We start from the raw sequence: 16,780 nt of genomic DNA, 5'->3' as shown, positions 1-16,780 counted from the left end.
GATTTACGGCAGAGCCGAGCCGACGTTCTGGCCCCACGCCGGGCGGTCCTCCGGTGTACACGGGCCCGGGTAGGGCATGATCGGTTGCTGTGAGGGACGTTCAGCTGGCCCGCGTGGCCGAGCAGTACGGTGTCGCGACCACCTACGAGGACTGGCGGGGCGAGCGCGTGTCCGTCAGCCCCGACACGATCCGCCATGTCCTGGCGGCCCTGGGGGTGGATCCGGAGCGACCGGTCTCCGACGCCGGACGGCGGCTGCTGCCCCCGGCCGTGGTCGTCCGCGAGGGCAAGGGGCCCGACCTGGTCCTGCCGGAGGGCTCGCGCAGCACCGTCGAGACCGCTGACGGCTCCGTGCTGCCCTTCGATCCCGGACTCCCGCTCGGTGTGCACACGCTGCGGGTCGAGGACGGCGGAGCCGAACACGACGCGCCGCTGCTGGTGGTCCCCGACCGGATCGAACCCAGCGCCCTGCGGGGGAACCGCCGCCTGTGGGGGCTCATGGCGCAGGTCTACAGTGTCCGTTCCCGTGCCTCATGGGGCACGGGTGACCTGCGTGACCTGGCCGAACTCGCCGACTGGGGCGCGCGCGACCTCGGCGCCGACTTCGTGCTCGTCAATCCGATGCACGCCACCGAGCCCGTCGGCCCGCTGGAACCCTCGCCCTACCTTCCGGTCAGCCGCCGCTACGCCAGCCCGCTCTACGTCCGTGTGGAGGACATCCCCGAGTACGCCCGGCTCGACCCCGCCCAGCGGGAGGGTATCCAACGTCTGGCCCGCCCCCTGCGCGAGCGCGGCCGCACCGCCGACCTGCTCGATCGGGACGCGGTCTGGGAGGCCAAGCGCACCGCGCTGGAGGTCCTGTTCCAGGTGCCCCGGGCCCCGGGGCGGGAGGCCGCCCTGCGCACCTACCTCGAACGCGAGGGCCAGCCCCTGGTCGAGTTCGCCACCTGGTGCGCCCTGGCCGAGGAGTACGGCAGTGACTTTCGGTCCTGGCCCGCCCACCTGCGTGACGTCGAGGCGCGCGCGGTGGGGGAGGAGGCCCTCAAACGTTGGCCGGCCGTGGAGTTCCATCGCTGGCTGCAATGGGTGCTGGACGAACAGCTCTCGCAGGCGCAGATCACCGCCCGCTCGGGCGGCATGGACCTGGGCGTCGTGCACGACCTCGCGATCGGTGTGCAGGCGGGCGGCGCGGACGCCTGGATGTACGCAGGCGCGCTGGTGGGCGGCCTGCACGCGGGCGCGCCACCGGACGAGTTCAACCGCCGCGGTCAGGACTGGGGGCAGCCGCCCTGGCACCCGCGGGGCCTGGCCGAACTCGGTTACGCGCCCTTCCGTCAGATCATCGGCCAGGCGTTGCGGCACGCGGGCGGGGTCCGCGTCGACCACGTCATGGGCATGTTCCGCATGTGGTGCGTGCCGGAGGGCGCCGACCCGTCCGAGGGCACCTACGTCAGATACGACCACGAGGGCATGGTGGGCACGCTCGCCCTGGCCGCCCGCCGCGCGGACGCGGTGGTCGTGGGCGAGGACCTGGGCACCGTGGAGCCCTGGGTACGCCAACACCTCGCCGACCGGGGAATCCTCGGCACCTCCGTGTTGTGGTTCGAGCAGGACGCCGAGGGCGAGCCACTCGGCCCGGAGGAGTGGCGTACCGACTGCCTGGCCACGGTCGCCACCCACGACCTGCCTCCGGTGGCGTCGTTCCTGTCGGGTGAGCACGTCGAGTTGCGTGACCGGCTGGGGCTGCTCGACCGGCCCCTGTCCGAGGAGCTGGCCGACTCCGAGGCCCGTGTGGAGCGGTGGCGGTCGCTGCTGGTGGAGCTGGGGTTGCTGGATGAGGACGTGGATCCGGTGACCGATCCCGCCTCGGTGGTCGCGGCGATGCACGCCTACCTGGTGGCCACCCCGGCGCGGATGCTGGGTGTGGCGCTGACCGACGTGGTGGGGGAGCGGCGGATGCAGAACCAGCCCGGCACGAGCACGGAGTACCCGAACTGGCGGATCCCGCTCACCAGCGGGGAGGGCGAGCCGGTGCTCGTCGACGAATTGCTCGCCGACCCGCGCACGGTGGCGCGCATCCGTCGGACCCTGGGCCCGGTCGGCGGTGGTCAGGGCCGGATGCTCTAGGGGCGTACCGGGTGGTGTTCGCCCCGCCGGGACGGGGCGGGGCCTCACTCGAGGTCACGGGCGGCGGTGAGGCCCTGGACGAAGGACCGGAAGTCCGGGGCGAGCGCCAGCTCCGTGTTCAGGTCGGCCTCGAACCAGGTCATGGATGGTTCCCCGGCTCGGCCGCGGGCCCGGTGGTCGAGCCCGGTCCAGCACGGTCCGTCACCCGAGACCAGGGCCACTCCGGCGGGGACCCCCATTCCCCGACCAGGTAGGGACTGTCGAGCAGGGAGAGCGTCCCCTCGCGGCCGCCGATGCCCATCACGCGGTCGAAGGGGACGTGGTCGGTGCTCCAGGAGGTCGGCCCGCCGACGGGGAAGGCGTTCCAGTCCTTTGCGACCTCGCCGCCGTTCCGATGGCGCAGCAGGTCGAGCAGGGAGCCGGGAAGCGTGACGTCCAGCAGCCGCTGGGCCTTCGCGATCGCCTCCTCGGTGAGGGGCGGTTGCGCGGTGTACCCGCCTCCGGTGTCCCACAAGGAGTACCGGAGATCCTCGAAACGTGCCATGAACAGCATCGTAGGAGCCATGCCCCCGCGTCCTTCCGCCACCCGGTCGCGGAGGGGTCAGGACCCCGTCCACGGCGAAGGCCCCGGGAACCGGACTGGTCCCCGGGGCCTCGCCGTCGTGCCCTAGGACCGGCTCTGGCCCGTGGCGATGTCCTTGGCGCGGGCGCGCAGCGCGCGCTCGACACCCGCGCGGCCCTCCACCAGCAGACGACGCAGCGCGGGGGCCGGGTCGTTCTCGGCGATGTAGGCGTCCGTGCGCTCCAGCGTCGCCTCCTCGACCAGACCGCTCGGGTACATCATCTCGGCGAAGGACTGCGCGAACTCACCCGTCCACTTCTCCCAGGCCGGGGCCAGCTGGGCGAAGTACTTCTCCACGTACGGGCGGTACAGCTCGGCCTGGCCGGGCTCGGTGAAGCCGAGCAGGGTGGCGCGGAACTCCGCGTTGGCCAGGTCGGCTCCGACGATGCGCTCCCACGCGGCGGCCTTGGCCTGCGCGGTGGGGATGGCGGCCCGGGCGCCGGCCGCGTGGCGCTGGCCGGTGGCGGTCGGGTCGGCCTCCAGTTCGGCGGCGATCGCCTCCTCACCGAGCTTGCCCTCGGCGACCAGCTGACGCAGCAGCGTCCAGCGCAGGTCGGTGTCGATGGTGAGCCCGTCGATGGTGATCGCGCCGTCCAGCAGCCCCCGCAGGAGCGACAGGTGGGCGTCGGTGCGCGCCGCGCCCGCGAACGCGTTGGCGTAGGCGAGCTGGAGGTCACCTCCCGGCTCGGCGGTGTTGAGCAGGTCGCGCAGACGGTCGGCGAGCTTCTCGAACCCGATCGGGCGCCACGCCGGGTCGGCGTAGTTGATCAGCGCCGCGGTGGCCTGACGCAGCAGGGTCTGGGCGACCATGACGTCGTCCACGCCGCTGATCCCGGACAGGACCAGGGACACGTAGTCGCGGGCGGCCATCTCGGCGTCGCGGGTCATGTCCCAGGCGGCGCCGAAGGCCAGCGCGCGCGGCAGCGACTCGGTGATCTCCCCGACGCCCTCGATCACGGTGCGCAGAGACCGCTCGTCCAGGCGGATCTTGGTGAAGGTGAGGTCGTCGTCGTTGATCAGGACCAGGTCCGGCCGGGCCTTGCCGACCAGCTCGGACACCTCGGTGCGGGCGCCGCTGACGTCGAGCTCGACCCGCTCGCGGCGCACGATCCCCTCCGGCGTGCGGTCGTACAGGCCGACCGCCAACCGGTGCGAGCGCAGGGTCGGGTGCTCCTCGGCCGCCTCCTGCACGATCGTGAACGACGTGAAGTTCCCGTCCGCGTCGACCTCGAAGTCCGGCCGCATCGTGTTGACGCCCGTGGTCTCCAACCACTCGCGCGACCAGCCCGACAGGTCACGGCCGGAGGCGGCCTCCAGGTGCCGCAGCAGGTCCTTCAGCTCGGTGTTGCCGAAGGCGTTCTCCTTGAAGTAGGCGCGCACCCCGGCGAAGAACGCGTCCACGCCCACGTACGCGGCGAGCTGCTTGAGCACCGAGGCGCCCTTGGCGTAGGTGATGCCGTCGAAGTTGACCTCGACGGCCTGGATGTCGACCATGTCGGCCGCGATGGGGTGGGTCGAGGGCAGCTGGTCCTGGCGCAGCGCCCACGCCTTCTCCACGTTGGCGAAGGTCGTCCAGGCGTCCGTCCACCGGGTGGCGTTCGCCTGGCAGTACACGCTGGCGTAGGTCGCGAAGGACTCGTTCAGCCACAGGTCGTCCCACCAGCGCATGGTGACCAGGTCGCCGAACCACATGTGGGCCATCTCGTGGAGGATGGTCTCCGCGCGGCGCTCGTACCGGGCGTCGGTGACGCGGGAGCGGAAGACGTAGTCCTCCAGGAAGGTGACGGCGCCCGCGTTCTCCATCGCGCCCGCGTTGAACTCGGGTACGAACAGCTGGTCGTACTTGCCGAAGGGGTAGCGCAGGTCGAACAGGCCGTGGAAGAAGTCGAAGCCCTTCTTGGTGACGTCGAACAGGGCGTCGGAGTCCAGGTGCTCGGCCAGGGAGGCGCGGCAGAACAATCCCAGGTCGATGCCGTCGTGCTCGTCGCGCACCACGTGGTAGGGGCCCGCGATGAGCGCGGTGATGTAGGTCGACATGACCGGGGTGGCGGGGAAGTGCCAGCGCACCCGGCCCCCGGCCCCGGCGGCCTCGCGCTCGACGTCGGGGGCGCTGTTGGACACGACGTGCCAGGAGTCGGGGGCGAAGACCGTGAGCTCGAAGGTCGCCTTCAGGTCGGGCTGGTCGAAGCACGTGAACATGCGGTGCGCGTCGGCCGTCTCGAACTGGGTGTACAGGTACACCGACCCGTCCACCGGGTCGACGAACCGGTGCAGGCCCTCTCCGGTGCGCATGTAGGCGGCGTCGGCCACGACGGTCAGCTCGTTGTCCGCGGCCACCTCCGGCAGGATGAGGCGTTCGCCGTCGAACAGCTCCCCGGGGTCCAGTTCGCGGCCGTTGAGCGTCGCCGAGAGCACCTTCGGCGCGGTCAGGTCCACGAAGGTCCGGGCGCCCGCCTCCGAACTGGAGAAGCGGATCACGGTGGTGGACCGGAAGGTCTCGTCACCCGTGGTCAGGTCGAGCTCCACCGTGTAGGAGTCGACGCTCAGGATCCGCGCCCTCTCCCGAGCCTCGTCCCGTGTCAGGTTCCCCGCCACGCCACGCTCCCTTCACGGCCGCCGTCCTCGCCGGCCGGAATCGTCTCCGACCGCGACGGGCTCGCGTGGGGGGGCGAGCCTCGCCGGGGCCGGTGGTCGTCATCAACTCGATCCCGATCCTGCCACGCGCCGGCGCGGAATGCGCAACCAGCGCGGGTGGTTGTCCACTCTCGGCGGATCTCGTGCGGCCGCCCCACCCACAGTGACGAGGAGTGAGCGATGACGCAGTCCCCCAGCCACCCCGGTACCTCCTCCGAGGACGGGACCACCTACGCCGACATGTGGTTCGACCCTCTGTGCCCGTGGGCCTGGATCACCTCCCGCTGGCTCCTGGAGGTCGAGCGTGTGCGCCCGGTCCGCGTGCGCTGGCACGTCATGAGCCTGTCCGTGCTCAACGAGGGCAGGGAGGGCCTGCCGGAGGAGTACCGCCGACTGCTCGACACGGGTTGGGGGCCGGTCCGCGTGTGCGTGGCGGCCGGGCAGAAGCACGGCCCGGAGGTCCTGGGCGATCTGTACACAGCGCTGGGCACCCGGTTCCACCTGCACGGCGAGCCGCGTGAGGAGGCGACCTACCGCGCCGCCCTGGCCGACGCCGGTCTGCCCGAGGAGCTGGCCGCGGCTGCGAGCTCCGACGCATACGACGAGGCCCTGCGCGCCTCCCACGCCGAGGCGATGCGGCTGGTCGGTGAGGACGTCGGCACGCCCGTGATCAGTGTGGAGGGCGTGTCCTTCTTCGGTCCCGTCGTCACTCCGACGCCGCGGGGCGAGGAGGCCGCCAAACTGTGGGACGGCGTGCGCCTGGTCGCCGGGGTCGAGGGGTTCTTCGAGCTCAAGCGCACCCGCACCGCCGAGCCGAGTTTCGACTGACTTTCGACTAGGGTGCTGATCCGGGCGGGCACGGACCCGCCCGGAGGCACCCGTGACCCGTACCCGTCCGCGCCGCGGACACGACGGCTGGACCCACCAGGGGGGCGTGACCATGTCCGGACCCGACGGCGACCGCACGGTCGACTTCTTCGACGACCTCGACATCCTGCCCGACACCACCAGCGACGAACGGTCCCTGGGGTGGGGCGAGGACGGCCCCGACGACGACACCGCGCGGCTGATCGCCGAACGCCCGCCGCACTGGGACTGATCCGGCCGGGCCGGGGCGCCCGCGCGGCACCACGGCCCGGCTCCGTTCCCCCGGCCGCCCCCGCGCCGCCACCCCGCTCGGCACACCCGGGGGCGTGCACGCGCCTTCCGGGAAACCACCGGCCCGGCCCCGAACGCTGGCCAACCAGAATCGCGTTCTGCGAGAGTGGGCGCATGCGATCCCTCTACATCGACGGCGCCTGGCGCACGTCCGCCTCCGGCGAGGGCCTGGACGTGCTCAACCCGGCGACCGAGCAGGTCATCGACATCGTTCCGGCCGGAGCCCCCGAGGACGTCGACGCGGCGGTCCAGGCCGCGCGGGCGGCCCTGCCCGCGTGGTCGGCACTCACCCCGGGCCAGCGGGTGACGCACATGGCCAAGGCCCTGGAGCTGTACAACGCCCGCCTCGACGACGTCGCCGCGATCCTGACCCGCGACATGGGCGCGCCCGCCGGGTTCGCGCGCAAGGTCCAGGCGGGGCTGCCCGCCCTGATGTTCCGGACCTTCGTCGACCTGGTCGAGGAGGTCGGCGACCGCTACTTCGAGGGCGAGCGCCAGGGCAACTCGCTCATCCTGCGCGAGCCCATCGGCGTCGTCGGCGCCATCACCCCGTGGAACTACCCGCTGCACCAGATCGTGCTCAAGGTCGTCCCCGCCCTGCTCGCGGGCAACACCGTGGTCCTCAAACCCAGTGAGGTGGCGCCGCTGTCCGCCTACGCGCTCACCGAGGTCCTGCACGAGGCGGGTCTGCCCGCGGGTGTGTTCAACCTGGTGTCGGGGACCGGCCCGGTCGTCGGCGAGGCGATCGCCGCCCACCCCGGGGTCGACATGGTCTCCTTCACCGGCTCCACCCGCGCCGGGACCAGGGTCAGCCAGGTCGCGGCCGAGACCGTCAAGCGCGTCGCCCTCGAACTGGGCGGCAAGTCCCCCAACGTCGTGCTGCCCGACGCCGACCTCGCCCAGGCGGTCAAGCGCGGAGTCGCCGACGTCATGCGCAACACCGGGCAGAGCTGCAACGCGCTCACCCGCATGCTCGTGCACCGCGACTCCTACGAGGAGGCCGTGCGCCTGGCCGCCGAGTCCGCCGCCAAGTACGCCCCCGGCGACCCCGAGGACGAGGCCACCCGCATGGGCCCGCTCGTCTCCGCCGCCCAGCTCGACCGCGTCCGCGACTACGTGCGCGTCGGAGTGGAGGAGGGCGCCCGCCTGGTCACCGGCGGCGCCGACCCGGTCGAGGGGCGTGGGCGCGGCTACTACGTCAGTCCGACCGTCTTCGCCGATGTGCGAGGTGACATGCGCATCGCCCAGGAGGAGATCTTCGGTCCGGTGCTCGCCCTCATCCCCTACGACACGGAGGAGGAGGCGGTCGCCATCGCCAACGACACGGTGTACGGGCTCAACGCGGCCGTCTGGTCGGGCGATCCCGACCGGGCCCTGGCCGTCGCCCGGCGGCTGCGCGCCGGACAGGTCGAGGTCAACGGCGGTGCGCTCAACCCGCGCGCGCCCTTTGGCGGTTACAAGCGTTCCGGCAACGGACGCGAGTGGGGCCTGGCCGGTCTCGACGAGTTCTGCGAGATCAAGTCGGTCCAGCTCTGACCGTGGTTCCGGCTCTCACCTGGGCGGATATGCCCAGGTTCACACGACCGGATCCGGTGCGCGAGGAATCGGCCCCGGTGATCGACGCGTTGTGGGGTGTGGAAAGATGCGGACCGGACATCCCCTGGTCGAATCCAATCGAGGTGTGAGTTGAGCAACAAGCCCGCGGTCTCCAAGGCAGGACCCCTCGCCAAGGACGTCAAGTCCATGGTGGTGTACAACCTGATCGCCCTGGTCTCCATGGCGCTTTTCGCCGCCCTCGGTCTGAGCGTCGCGGCCGCCGCCACCTCCTGAGGGGACCCTCCGGAACACTCCGCGCCCCGCCCCGTCCACGCCGGAGGGGGCGGGGCGCGGTGCTCGCCGCCCGCGTGACCTGCCAGACTGTGCACGTGCGTGTTTACCTTGGATCAGATCATGCGGGCTTCGAGCTCAAAGAACACCTCGTCTCCTGGCTGAAGGAGCGCGGGCACGAGGTCGTCGACGCCGGGCCGGCGTTCTACGACGCCGTGGACGACTACCCGCCCTTCGTCCTGCGCGCCGCCGAGGGCGTCGCCTCCGACCCGGGTTCGCTCGGCGTCGTCATCGGGGGATCGGGCAACGGCGAGCAGATCGCCGCCAACAAGGTCAAGGGCGTTCGCGCCGCCCTGGCCTGGAGTGAGGACACCGCCCGCCTGGCGCGCGAGCACAACGACGCGAACGTGCTCGGCGTCGGCGGCCGGATGCACTCCCTGGAGGAGGCCACCCGCTTCGTGGAGGTGTTCCTCTCCACGCCCTACAGCGACGAGGAACGGCACACCCGTCGCATCGGGATGCTCTCCGCCTACGAGGACTCCGGCGAACTCCCGCCCCTTCCGTAAGTACCCCGGTCCGGTCCGCCCCCGCGCCGACCCGGCGCGGGGGCGCGTCCGTGCCCGGGCTCGCGTGCCTCACCTCGGACAAGGCCCGGTCGGACGGTCCTGTCCGAGAGAGGATGATCGTCCCGGAAAACCCACCAGCTTCCTGGAGGAACAGCGGCCGAAACCCTACTCTCGGTTATCGGTTCAACCTAAACCTGTGGTTATGGGAGAGAACACCGCTGGTTGCACGTGCCACGTTCGCGCCCCCGCGCTACAGTTCGTGCACAGTGGCCGGCCTCGCATCGTCCGCGGCGCGGCGACGACGGCGCCCCCCGGCCACGGAGATCAGGGCGTGCCCCGCACCCGACCACCGCCCGGCCCCGTACCGAGAGCCTCCGCCTCCGTCGGGCCGTACCGACCGAGAACCGAACCGCCCGCGTGCCCGCGGGAGTGCCGATCCAGGGGACACATGAAGCCCACACCGACCGCCAAGACCACCCGGCTGCTGCGTACGACCACGCAGCGGCTCGTAGCGGTGCTCCGGCGCAAGGTGCTCTTCCGGTACCGGCTCGTGCTCATCACCCTGGTCACCCTCGCGGTCGGGATCGGAGTGGGCGCCGTATGGGGTCCCACCGGTTGGTTCCCGCCCAGCTCGACGATCCTCACCGTCCTCGCGGGCGGTCTCCTGCTCAAGCGCAAGAGTCTCGCCTTCCTGTTCACCGTCGTCGCGGCCGTGCTCCTGTTCGTCGCGTTCATGCTCGACTTCGGCCAGGTGGGCCCCGGTCTGCTGGTCACCATCGGCGTCACCGCGGTCCTGTCCTACCTGCTGTCCGGGGTACGCGAGCGCCTCGGGGTGCAGGGACTCAGCGGTGAGATGATGCTGCTGGACCTGCGCGACCGGCTGCGGCACCAGGGCCGGCTGCCCGAGGTGCCCGCGGGCTGGGGCCGCACCGCGGTCCTGCGCCAGGCGGGCGGGTCGTCCTTCGGCGGCGACTTCGTCGTCTCCAACCGCCGGGAGAACCGGCTCGACGTGGCGGTCGTCGACGTCTCCGGCAAGGGCGTGGACGCCGGGACCCGGGCGCTGATGCTCTCCGGCGCGTTCAGCGGCCTCATCGGCGCCGTGCCCACCCGGGACTTCCTCGCCCACTGCAACGACTACCTCATCCGCGACGGCGCGGGTGAGGGATTCGTCACGGCCGTCCACCTGAGCGTGGACCTGGACACGGGCGAGTTCCAGATCGCCTCCGCCGGCCACCCGCCCGCCCTGCACTACGACAGCGGCTGCGGCCTGTGGAGCACCACCGAGGCCAAGGGCGTCGTCCTCGGGGTCATCCCGGAGATGACCTACACCTCCGTCGAGGGCAAGCTCAGGCCTGGTGACGCCATCATGCTCTGCACCGACGGCCTCATCGAGACCCCCGGCGAGGACCTCGACGCGGGGATCGACCGCCTCCTCGGCGCGGCCGAGTCAGTCGTCGCGAAGGGCTTCGCGACCGGCGCCGGTGAGGTCGTCGACGTCCTCAGCAAGGACAAGAACGACGACTGCGCACTGGTCGTCCTCTGGCGCGACTGACACCCCCGCCGAGGTCCTCGCGTGCGGCCCCGCGCCGCCCCGGGCGATAGGGTCGATCCGACTTCCGATCCCGGCGCGGCCGACGACCCTCCCAGGGCCGCCGTGCCCACCCTCTCCGCCCCCTCGGCTCCGCCGTGCGAACGCGCGGCCGACCGTCCCCGTGCGCGGGGAGGCGGTGCCCCGCCGGAGGAGACGAGACGACACAGGCTGCCCGCGGGCGTGCCCGCGCGGCGTTGGACACGCAGGGGGGTGCTTCGCATGGCAGACGGCGAGCGCGCTGACGAGCTCAACGAACTGGTCGAGAACAACGACCTGACCGGCATCAGGCTCTGGTTGGCCGAACACAGGCCCTACGAGATCGCCGACGAACTCACCCGCATGGCCGACCGCGACGCGATCATCCCCTTCCGGCTCCTGGACAAGGACCGCGAGCTGGAGGTCTTCGAGGAGCTCGACCCCGGTCAGCAGCAGATCGTCCTCAGCGGACTCCGGGACACCGCCTTCCACGAACTCCTGGAGGAGATGGACCCGGACGACCGGGCCCGCCTCATCGGGGAGGCGCCCGCCAAGGTCGCCACCCGCGCCCTGGCCGGGCTGAGCCCCGCCGAACGGAAGATGACCGCGGCGCTCCTGGGCTACCCGGAGGACTCCGTCGGCCGGTACATGACCCCGGAGACGGTCATCCTCCACCGGGACCTGACCGTGGGCCGCGCGCTGGAGGTCGTACGGGCCAAGGGCGCCGACGCCGAGACCATCTACACCCTCCCCGTCGTCAGCGACGGCCGCCGCCTCATGGGCACGGTCAGTCTCAGCGACCTGGTCATCAGCGACGACGAGACGGTGCTCAAGGACCTCGTCGACGTGCTCGCGCCGCGTGTGCGCGCCACCGAGCCGGTCGAGGACGCCGCCCGCCTCATCCAGGAGGCCAACCTGGTCTCCCTGCCCGTGGTGGACTCCGAGGAGCGCTTCGTCGGCCTGTTCACGTTCGACGACGCACTGGAGGTCATCGAGGCGGCCGACTCCGAGGACATGGCACGCCAGTCCGGTGCCAGTCCGGTCGCCGAGCACTACGTCTCGGTCGGGGTGGTGCGCCTGGTCGCGGCGCGGGTGGTGTGGCTGATGCTGCTCATCGTGGCGGCCACCCTGACCGTCAACGTCATGCAGGTCTTCGAGGACACGCTGGAGGCGGTCACCGCCCTGGCGATGTTCGTGCCCATGCTCATCGGGACCGGCGGTAACGTCGGCGCCCAGTCGGCCACCGCGATCGTGCGGGCCCTGGCCGTCGGCGAGGTGCGCGTACGCGATCTCCCGGCGGTGATCTGGAAGGAGGGCCGGGTCGGTCTCCTCCTCGGTGTCGTCCTGGCCGTGCTCGCGCTGGGGATCGGATCCCTCCTGGTGGGCTTCGACGTCGCCCTGGTGGTCTCCTGCTCGGTGATCGCGGTGTGCACGTGGGCGGCGATCATCGGATCGTCCATGCCCCTGCTGGCGCGCAAGGTCGGGGTGGACCCGGCGGTCGTCTCCTCGCCGATGGTCGCGACGCTGGTCGACGCCACCGGACTGATCATCTACTTCTCCATCGCCCGTGTGGTCCTGGGCATCTGAGGCGTGTGTCCGGTACGTACCGTGCCGGTGTCACTGCTCTCCGCATGAACGGCGGGTGAAGCGGGTATCGCGGTAGGAGCAGGACGGATCTAGGGGGGATTCCATGTCCGGTACCGGAGATGCGTTCGACCGGCTGAAGAAGGCCGTCGACGACAACGCCGACAAGGCGCAGAAGGTCGTCGACAAGGCCGCCGAGGCCGCGAAGAAGGCCACGGGCGGCGCCCACGACGAGAAGATCGACAAGGGCGCCGGAGCCGCGACGGAGTACCTGCGCAAGCGTGCTGAGGAGGACAGGGACAAGTAGGCAGGCGTGTCGCCCACCCGGGGGGCGGGCACGGCGGGTCCACGGACGCGCTGGCCCGCCCCTCGGCGCTCCCACGCTCGCACTGCCCGAATGAGACCCTGTATCCGCTGGTCAGACCTGTTTCGTCACGAGGTTACGCTGGTGAGGTAAGGCGAACCTAATGTGAGGCGGTGCAGGTGTGGGCGAACTCGGCGGGCGACCCTGCCAGCTCACGGTCTGCCGCGGCTGCTGCTGCGGTAGGAAGAAGAAGGTGCCGGGCGTCGACCACAAGGCGCAGCTCGCCCGGCTCAGCGCCATCGACGACCGGTCGGGGCGGACCGTCCCCGTACGCACCAGCAAGTGCCTGGGGATCTGCTTCCAGGGCAACGTCGTGGTCGTCCAGCCCTCGCAGGAGGGCCGTGCCGCAGGTGGCCGCCCGGTGTGGCTCGGCGAGATCACCGACGACGCGCTCGTCGAGGCGATCGACGACTGGATCTTCCGGGGAGGTCCGGGGCTGGCTCCGCTGCCCGACGTGCTCGTCGACCGCGTGACCTCCAAGGACGCCAAGAAGCCGAAGAAGCGCAAGAGGTCCAAGAACGCCAAGAACGCCAAGAAGGAGCGCAAGAAGGCCGAGCGCAAGGCGGGGAAGAAGGCCGCCAAGGCCGCGGGGAAGACCCGCGAGGCGTCCAAGGACAAGAAGGGCAAGAAGAGCGAGAAGAAGCGGGACGGCGGGAAGAAGGGGAAGAAGGACAAGAAGGGCGGGAAGAAGAACCGCTAGTCCCCTCCCGGCCCCTCCGCCCCTCGGCTCCCGCTATCCCCGCTGCGGGGCGAACTGCGTACGGTACAGCGCCGTGTACAGGCCGCCCAGCCCCAGCAGCTCCTCGTGCGTCCCCCGTTCCAGGATCCGGCCGTCCTCCATCACCAGGATCTGGTCGGCTTCCCGCACGGTCGCCAACCGGTGCGCGATCACGAGCGACGTGCGCCCCGCCAACGCGGCCGACAGCGCCTCCTGCACGGCCACCTCCGACTCCGAGTCCAGGTGCGCCGTCGCCTCGTCCAGCACGACCACCGACGGCTCCTTGAGCAGCAGCCGCGCGATCGCCAGCCGCTGCTTCTCGCCGCCGGACAGCCGGTAGCCGCGGTCGCCCACCATCGTGTCCAGGCCGCCCGGCAACTGTGCCAGCAGCGGCCCCAACCGCGCCTTTCGCAGCGCCTCCTCCAGTTCGGCGTCGGTGGCCTCCGGGCGGGCGTAGCGCAGGTTGGCGCCGACCGTGTCATGGAACAGCTGCGCGTCCTGGGTGACCACGCCCACGGCCTCGCGGAGTGAGTCCCCGGTCGCCTCACGCAGGTCGAGTCCGCCGACGAGGACCCGGCCCCCGGTCGGGTCGTACAGCCGTGACACCAGGTGGGTCAGCGTGGTCTTGCCCGCACCGGACGGGCCGACCAGCGCCACCATCGTGCCGGGCTCGGCGCGGAAGGAGACGTCGCTGAGCACCTGGGTGTCACCGTCGGCCAGCGCCTGCGGGGTCGCCTCCAGGGACGCGACCGAGGGCTCCCCGGAACCCGCGTAGCGGAACGACACGTGCTCGAACTCCACGGGAAGCGCGCCGTCCGGCAGCGGTCGGGCGTTCGGGCTCTCCTCGATGCCGGGCTCCAGGTCGAGGACCTCGAAGACCCGGTCGAAGGAGACCAGCGCCGTCATGATCTCCACGTGCACGTTGGACAGCGTCGTCACCGGTCCGTACAGGCGGGCGAGGAGGGTGGTCAGCGCGACCAGGGTGCCGACCTCGAACGCGCCGCCGATCGCCAGCACACCGCCGACTCCGTAGACCATCGCCATGGCCAGTGCCGTGATCAGCCCGAGCAGGCTGAACAGGAGCGAGCCGTACACCGCCTGGCGCACGCCCAGGTCGCGGACGCGGCTCGCCCTGCGGGAAAAACCCGCCGACTCCTCCGCCGGGCGGCCGTAGAGCTTCACCAGCATCGCCCCGCCGACGTTGAACCGTTCGGTCATCAGCGAACTCATGTCGGCGTTGGTGTCCATCGCCTCGCGCGAGATGTGCGCGAGCCTGCGGCCGATCAGCTTCGCGGGGACGACGAACAGCGGCACCAGGACCAGCGCCACCAGCGTGACCCGCCACGACAGCGCGACCATCGTCACGATGACGGCGGTCGCGCTGATCAGGTTGGACACCACCGACTGCAGGACCGAGGTGATCGCCCGCTGGGCGCCCACCACGTCGGTGTTGAGACGGCTGATGAGCGATCCCGTCTGCGTCCGGGTGAAGAAGGACAGCGGCATCCGCTGGACGTGCGTGAACACCTGGGTGCGGAGCTGGTAGATGACGCCCTCGCCGATCTGTGCGGACAGCCACCGCCCGAGGAGGTTCAAGACCCCCTCCAGGACCGCGAGTCCGGCCGCCGCGACGGCCAGCCACACCACGAGCGAGGTGTTCCCGGGCAGGATGCCCTGGTCGATGATCGCTCTGAGGATCAGCGGGTTGGCCACCACGATGCCCGCGCCCACGCCCGTGACCAGGAGGAAGGAAGCGATCGCCCGCCAGTGGGGGTGGGCGTAGGAGATGATACGGCGGGTGATGCCCGGGGGCAGCTGGTGGCCTCGGGCGCTCCCGTCGTTGACCAGGGCCCTGTAGGAGGGCCTGCCTGACATCATGAGCTGCCTCGTCGTTCGTCTCGCCGGTTCGCCACGCATGCGTCAACACCGGTACCGGTGGGGCGCTTCCCGCGGGGAGGGAGGCGGTCCTCCGGACCGGAGGAGGGGTGTTTGGGGAGGTTACAGGGAGTGGGCGAGGCGGCCGAGCGCGGCGGTCGTGGAGCGGCCGGGGGTGAAGGGCAGCTCCCAGGCCTGCGCGCCGAGGGCGTCGGCGCCGAGGATCTTGGCCTGGGTGTAGCGGTCGCCCGCCGTGTAGGCCAGGGCGGCGGGGGCGAGGGGGCGCAGGACGTCGGCGTAGGCGGCCCAGTCGGCCACCTCCGGCGGTCCCTGGATGACGAAGGAGGCCGCGACGCACCCGAGGGCGGCGATGGTCTCGGCGCGCTCCTCGGCGGGGTTGACCGGGCGTCCGGGGCCCTTCCAGGCGCGCACGCGCTCGTCGGACTCGATGCCGACGGCCAGCGGGAGTCCGCGTTCGGCGATGCTCCGCAGGAAGCGGACGTGTCCGACGTGGAGGACGTCGAAGACCCCGGTGACCACGACCGGCCGCTCGGGAAGCTCGTGGGGTTCGAACCAGTGCGCGCTGAGGGGGGTCGTCGCGCCGCCCGTCGCGTTCGTGTCCGTCATCCAGTCACCGTTCCGCGGAGTGTCGAGGGCACCCGTGCTCTGGACCGCGCCGACGGGCTCACCCGAAGGATCAACGTACCCGTCCGGCACGGCTATTCCACTCTCCGGGGTCGGAACCGAACCGGATTCGCGTCGCCGTGGGGCCTCACGCGGCGGGGTGTGGCGGATATCACCGGGAACCGGATGGGAGTCGGGTGGGTCGAATCCGGCGTCGAGATCAGCGAGGAGGAGGCGGAGCGTATGTCGTGGGCGGTGCTCGTCGAGGAGAACAGCAGCTACGGTCAGTCGATTCGCTGGCGGCTCGGTTCGGAGAGGGCGTTCGGGGACCGTCAGGAGGCGAGGGAGGAGGCGGCCAGGAGCGCCCGTGAGCACGCGCCGCCGCTTCCCTGGTCGGAACGCGACCGGGCCGTGTACCGGATCAGCGCCGATGAGTACCTCGTGCGGGTCACCGGGATGACGAGCGAGTTCCACTTCCGGGTCACCGTCGCCGAGAGGCTCTGAGGCGGCGAGGTGGGCCGGTGTCGGATGGCGCACGGCTCGCTTCTCGTGGTGCGGGGGTGTGGGGGTCGTCCCCCTGGTGAAACGGCGAGGTGGGCCGGTGTCGGATGGCGCACGGCTCGCTTCTCGCGGAGCGGGGGTGTGGGGGTCGTCCCCCTGGTGAAACGGCGAGGCGAGCCGGTGCCGGATGGCACACAGCTCGCCTCTCGCGGAGCGGGCGACGGGAATCGAACCCGCATGGCCAGCTTGGAAGGCTGGAGTTCTACCATTGAACTACGCCCGCGTGGCGCCGGAGCCCCTGAGTTTCCTCTAGACTCGTGGAGCCGACGGAGACAAGAGTACAGTCTCTGGGGCGTTGATCGCACACCGGTTGTGGGTGTGCGATCGTCGTCAGGCACACGGGGTGTAGCGCAGCTTGGTTAGCGCGCATGCTTTGGGAGCATGAGGCCGCGGGTTCGAATCCCGCCACCCCGACGAGACCATCCGTGGCAGCGGCTCTCGGCCGTGCGCCGTGGCCCCCTGTCTGTCTGCCCTAGACTTGGTGCGATCAGCAGGAAACTGTAAGTCCCAGCCCGTCGCAGGGCACCCCAGGAGAACGCGGTCACCAGACTGGC

15 protein-coding genes and 2 tRNA genes are annotated in these 16,780 nt (G+C 71.2%); 12 read left to right on the top strand and 5 right to left on the bottom strand.

The window, feature by feature from the left end:
- The first annotated feature begins 89 nt into the window (after positions 1 to 89).
- On the top strand, positions 90 to 2,126 hold the full coding sequence (gene malQ, locus KIK06_RS14690) for a 4-alpha-glucanotransferase (RefSeq protein WP_268643553.1): 2,037 nt from the start codon (positions 90 to 92) through the stop codon (positions 2,124 to 2,126).
- A gap of 139 nt (positions 2,127 to 2,265) precedes the next feature.
- Here malQ and KIK06_RS14685 read toward each other — a convergent pair whose 3' ends face one another.
- Together KIK06_RS14685 and pepN are read right to left on the bottom strand one after the other, a co-directional pair.
- On the bottom strand, positions 2,266 to 2,670 hold the full coding sequence (locus KIK06_RS14685) for an SMI1/KNR4 family protein (protein ID WP_268643552.1): 405 nt from the start codon (positions 2,668 to 2,670) through the stop codon (positions 2,266 to 2,268).
- A gap of 123 nt (positions 2,671 to 2,793) precedes the next feature.
- On the bottom strand, positions 2,794 to 5,343 hold the full coding sequence (pepN, locus tag KIK06_RS14680) for an aminopeptidase N (protein ID WP_268643551.1): 2,550 nt from the start codon (positions 5,341 to 5,343) through the stop codon (positions 2,794 to 2,796).
- Between the two features lie 219 nt (positions 5,344 to 5,562).
- On the opposite strand from pepN, the gene KIK06_RS14675 reads away from it, so the two are divergent.
- The 9 genes from KIK06_RS14675 (at position 5,563) to KIK06_RS14635 (ending at position 13,148) form a co-directional block, all read left to right on the top strand.
- Positions 5,563 to 6,210 (top strand): mycothiol-dependent nitroreductase Rv2466c family protein, encoded by a 648-nt coding sequence (locus KIK06_RS14675; RefSeq protein WP_017600910.1) that lies wholly within the window; start codon positions 5,563 to 5,565, stop codon positions 6,208 to 6,210.
- A 52-nt stretch (positions 6,211 to 6,262) separates the two neighbouring features.
- Entirely contained in the window at positions 6,263 to 6,481 is a 219-nt protein-coding gene (locus tag KIK06_RS14670) for a hypothetical protein (protein WP_017600909.1), read from the top strand.
- A 173-nt stretch (positions 6,482 to 6,654) separates the two neighbouring features.
- A complete protein-coding gene (locus tag KIK06_RS14665) occupies positions 6,655 to 8,076 on the top strand; it encodes an aldehyde dehydrogenase family protein (RefSeq protein WP_268643549.1) in 1,422 nt (473 codons plus the stop codon).
- Between the two features lie 150 nt (positions 8,077 to 8,226).
- A complete protein-coding gene (locus KIK06_RS14660) occupies positions 8,227 to 8,370 on the top strand; it encodes a hypothetical protein (RefSeq protein WP_017600907.1) in 144 nt (47 codons plus the stop codon).
- Between the two features lie 95 nt (positions 8,371 to 8,465).
- Entirely contained in the window at positions 8,466 to 8,933 is a 468-nt protein-coding gene (locus KIK06_RS14655) for a ribose-5-phosphate isomerase (protein ID WP_026128010.1), read from the top strand.
- A 448-nt stretch (positions 8,934 to 9,381) separates the two neighbouring features.
- A complete protein-coding gene (locus tag KIK06_RS14650) occupies positions 9,382 to 10,485 on the top strand; it encodes a PP2C family protein-serine/threonine phosphatase (protein ID WP_017600905.1) in 1,104 nt (367 codons plus the stop codon).
- Between the two features lie 258 nt (positions 10,486 to 10,743).
- A complete protein-coding gene (gene mgtE / locus KIK06_RS14645) occupies positions 10,744 to 12,087 on the top strand; it encodes a magnesium transporter (protein WP_268643548.1) in 1,344 nt (447 codons plus the stop codon).
- Positions 12,088 to 12,190: 103 nt separating this feature from the next.
- A complete protein-coding gene (locus KIK06_RS14640) occupies positions 12,191 to 12,391 on the top strand; it encodes an Rv0909 family putative TA system antitoxin (RefSeq protein WP_017600903.1) in 201 nt (66 codons plus the stop codon).
- A 178-nt stretch (positions 12,392 to 12,569) separates the two neighbouring features.
- Positions 12,570 to 13,148, top strand: coding sequence for a hypothetical protein (locus tag KIK06_RS14635; protein WP_040690877.1), 579 nt, complete (start codon positions 12,570 to 12,572; stop codon positions 13,146 to 13,148).
- Positions 13,149 to 13,181: 33 nt separating this feature from the next.
- Here the strand turns inward: KIK06_RS14635 and KIK06_RS14630 are convergent, their stop codons facing one another.
- Positions 13,182 to 15,044, bottom strand: a complete 1,863-nt coding sequence (locus tag KIK06_RS14630) for an ABC transporter ATP-binding protein (RefSeq protein WP_268643547.1) — start codon at positions 15,042 to 15,044, stop codon at positions 13,182 to 13,184.
- A 120-nt stretch (positions 15,045 to 15,164) separates the two neighbouring features.
- Positions 15,165 to 15,668 (bottom strand): adenylyltransferase/cytidyltransferase family protein, encoded by a 504-nt coding sequence (locus KIK06_RS14625; protein ID WP_026128009.1) that lies wholly within the window; start codon positions 15,666 to 15,668, stop codon positions 15,165 to 15,167.
- Positions 15,669 to 15,851: 183 nt separating this feature from the next.
- On the opposite strand from KIK06_RS14625, the gene KIK06_RS14620 reads away from it, so the two are divergent.
- Positions 15,852 to 16,169 (top strand): hypothetical protein, encoded by a 318-nt coding sequence (locus KIK06_RS14620; RefSeq protein WP_017600898.1) that lies wholly within the window; start codon positions 15,852 to 15,854, stop codon positions 16,167 to 16,169.
- A gap of 209 nt (positions 16,170 to 16,378) precedes the next feature.
- Here the strand turns inward: KIK06_RS14620 and KIK06_RS14615 are convergent.
- Positions 16,379 to 16,449, bottom strand: a tRNA-Gly gene (locus KIK06_RS14615).
- Between the two features lie 116 nt (positions 16,450 to 16,565).
- On the opposite strand from KIK06_RS14615, the gene KIK06_RS14610 reads away from it, so the two are divergent.
- A tRNA-Pro gene (locus KIK06_RS14610) sits at positions 16,566 to 16,640 on the top strand.
- The last annotated feature ends 140 nt before the right edge of the window (positions 16,641 to 16,780 follow it).

The sequence above is a fragment of the Nocardiopsis sp. EMB25 genome (assembly GCF_026797795.1).
Classification (GTDB): Bacteria; Actinomycetota; Actinomycetes; order Streptosporangiales; family Streptosporangiaceae; genus Nocardiopsis; species Nocardiopsis lucentensis.
Note: the sequence above shows the minus strand (reverse complement) of the source record. Positions and strands in the feature narration are given on the sequence as shown.

What these genes read in the sequence shown, in the direction of transcription:
- KIK06_RS14630 (WP_268643547.1), bottom strand. Translation starts at nt 15,044, where the DNA reads ATGATGTCAGGCAGGCCCTCCTACAGGGCCCTGGTCAACGACGGGAGC.
- KIK06_RS14675 (WP_017600910.1), top strand. Translation starts at nt 5,563, where the DNA reads ATGACGCAGTCCCCCAGCCACCCCGGTACCTCCTCCGAGGACGGGACC.
- KIK06_RS14665 (WP_268643549.1), top strand. Translation starts at nt 6,655, where the DNA reads ATGCGATCCCTCTACATCGACGGCGCCTGGCGCACGTCCGCCTCCGGC.
- KIK06_RS14625 (WP_026128009.1), bottom strand. Translation starts at nt 15,668, where the DNA reads ATGACGGACACGAACGCGACGGGCGGCGCGACGACCCCCCTCAGCGCG.
- KIK06_RS14650 (WP_017600905.1), top strand. Translation starts at nt 9,382, where the DNA reads ATGAAGCCCACACCGACCGCCAAGACCACCCGGCTGCTGCGTACGACC.
- KIK06_RS14685 (WP_268643552.1), bottom strand. Translation starts at nt 2,670, where the DNA reads ATGGCACGTTTCGAGGATCTCCGGTACTCCTTGTGGGACACCGGAGGC.
- KIK06_RS14620 (WP_017600898.1), top strand. Translation starts at nt 15,852, where the DNA reads ATGGGAGTCGGGTGGGTCGAATCCGGCGTCGAGATCAGCGAGGAGGAG.
- mgtE (WP_268643548.1), top strand. Translation starts at nt 10,744, where the DNA reads ATGGCAGACGGCGAGCGCGCTGACGAGCTCAACGAACTGGTCGAGAAC.
- KIK06_RS14640 (WP_017600903.1), top strand. Translation starts at nt 12,191, where the DNA reads ATGTCCGGTACCGGAGATGCGTTCGACCGGCTGAAGAAGGCCGTCGAC.